Source organism: Paenibacillus sp. A3 (genome assembly GCF_001399685.1).
Taxonomy (GTDB): Bacteria; Bacillota; Bacilli; order Paenibacillales; family NBRC-103111; genus Paenibacillus_G.
The window spans coordinates 1-2,385 of record NZ_JTHN01000235.1 but is presented as its reverse complement, the minus strand read 5'-3'; the positions used below and the strand labels follow the sequence as shown (position 1 = coordinate 2,385).

At 59.2% G+C, this 2,385-nt stretch carries 1 protein-coding gene; it reads left to right on the top strand.

What is annotated here, in order from left to right; all coding sequences use genetic code 11:
• Window positions 1–2,385: condensation domain-containing protein (locus QJ48_RS30070; RefSeq protein WP_157261805.1), on the top strand; the 2,385-nt coding region annotated here is incomplete at both ends.

Genomic DNA, 2,385 nt, shown 5'->3' with positions numbered 1-2,385 from the left:
AATCAATTGACGCAGCAGAGCAACCGTCTGTTCGGGGACATGAAGACGCTGATCGTGGGCGGAGACGTGCTATCGGTGCCGCATATCAACCGGGTGCTGCGGGATAACCCGGGGCTGAGTGTGGTCAACGGTTACGGTCCGACGGAAAATACGACGTTCTCGACGACACATGCGATAGCAGGCGAGCAGAAGGAAGCGGTGCCGATCGGCCGTCCGATCGCGAATTCGACGGCTTATGTGGTCGATCGCGCGATGAAGCTGCAGCCGGTCGGAGCGTGGGGCGAGCTGATCGTCGGCGGAGACGGAGTAGCGCGGGGCTACTTGAACCGCCCGGAGCTGACGGCGGAAAAGTTTATTGCGAGCCCGGTACGCGAGGGAGAGCGCTGCTACCGGACGGGAGACCTGGCGCGCTGGCGTGCGGACGGGACGCTGGAATACAAAGGCCGGATCGACGAGCAGGTGAAAATCCGCGGCTATCGGATCGAGCTGGGCGAGGTGGAAACGCAGCTGCTGCGCGTAGAAGGCGTGAAGGAAGCGGTCGTGATCGCGCGGGAGGACGAGCAGGGGCAAAAGCAGCTGTGCGCGTACTTCACGGCGGAGGGCGAGCTGAGTGCGGGAGAAGCGCGCAGCGTGCTGTCGCAGGAGCTGCCGGGGTACATGGTGCCGTCGTATTTCGTGCAGGTGGAGCGGATTCCGCTGACGCCCAACGGCAAAGTGGACCGCCGAGCGCTGCCTGTGCCGGAAGGAAGCGTTCAGACGGGAACGGAATTCGTGGCCCCGCGAACGATGCTGGAAGTGCAATTGGCCGACATTTGGAAAAACGTGTTAGAGCTTTCGGCCGTAGGGATCAAAGACAATTTCTTTGATCTCGGGGGGCATTCCTTGCGCGCGACCAACCTGGTAGCGATCATTCAAAAAGAGCTGCAGAAAAACGTGCAGCTTCGCGATGTGTTCCAGCATCCGACGATCGAACAGCTTGCGCAAGTAATCGAAGCGATGGAACAAACCGCATACGCCTCGATATCGGCTGCCGCAGAGAGCGACCATTATCCCGTGTCCTCGGCTCAAAAACGGATGTACCTGCTGCAGCAGTTCTCCGGCGCCGGGCTCAGCTATAATATGCCGGGCGTGATGAAGCTGGAAGGGCCGCTCGACCGGGCCCGGATGGAGGAGGCGTTCCGCCGTCTCATTGCGCGTCACGAAACGCTGCGAACCAGCTTTGACACGGTAAACGGCGGCGAACCGGTTCAACGATTGCATGAAGACGTCCGTTTTTCCGTGGAGTTCATGCAGGCGGGAGAAGAAGAAGCCGCCGGGCTCGTTCAAGGGTTCGTGCGCCCGTTCGATCTGACACAGGCCCCGTTGTTCCGGGTCGGGCTGATCGAAAACGGGCAGGATCGTCATATTTTGATGTTTGACATGCATCATATTATTTCGGACGGAACGTCCATAGGCGTTCTCGTTCAGGAGTTTGTCCGGCTGTACGGACGGGAGGACTTGCCGCCGCTTGCGATTCAATACAAAGATTACGCCGTTTGGCAGCAAGGTCAAAAACAAAGCGAGCGTTACCGCCGACAGGAGAACTATTGGCTGGACGTTTTCTCCCGGGACCTGCCCGTGCTCGACCTGCCGACCGATTACGCGCGTCCCGCGGTACGAAGCTTTAGCGGCAGTGTATATGAATTTGTCCTTGACCGCGGACGAAGCGAGGGGCTCCGGCGGCTCGCGGCGCAAAGCGGGACGACGCTGTATATGGTGCTGCTTGCGGCGTATACCGCATTGCTTGGCAAATACAGCGGTCAGGAGGATATCGTTGTCGGGACCTCGATAGCGGGTCGACCGCACGCGGACTTGGGCGGCTTGATCGGCATGTTCGTCAACACTTTGGCGATCCGCAATTATCCGTCGGGAGAGAAGACGTTCCTCGATTATTTGCAGGATGTCAGAGAACATGCGCTGCAGGCTTACGAAAATCAGGATTACCCGTTTGAAGAACTCGTCGAAAAGCTCAATATCCCGAGAGATATGAGCCGCAACCCCCTGTTCGATACGTTATTCGTGCTGCAAAATACGGAACAAAAGGAGCAGCGGATCGCCGGGCTGCAACTGGTTCCTTATCCGCAGGAGCATACGGTGTCGAAGTTCGACCTGACCCTTCACGCGTCCGAGGAAGGGGAGACGATCGGCTGCGGCTTCGAATACGCCACGTCGCTTTACAAGCGCGAGACCGTGGAACGGATGGCGGAGCACCTGATCCGGCTCATCGATGGGATCGTCGCCGATCCGCAAACAACCCTATCGGCGATCCAAATCGCGACGCCGCAGGAACAAGCGCAGATCGTCGAGCGATTCAACGACACGGCGGCGGACTATCCGCGGGAGCAG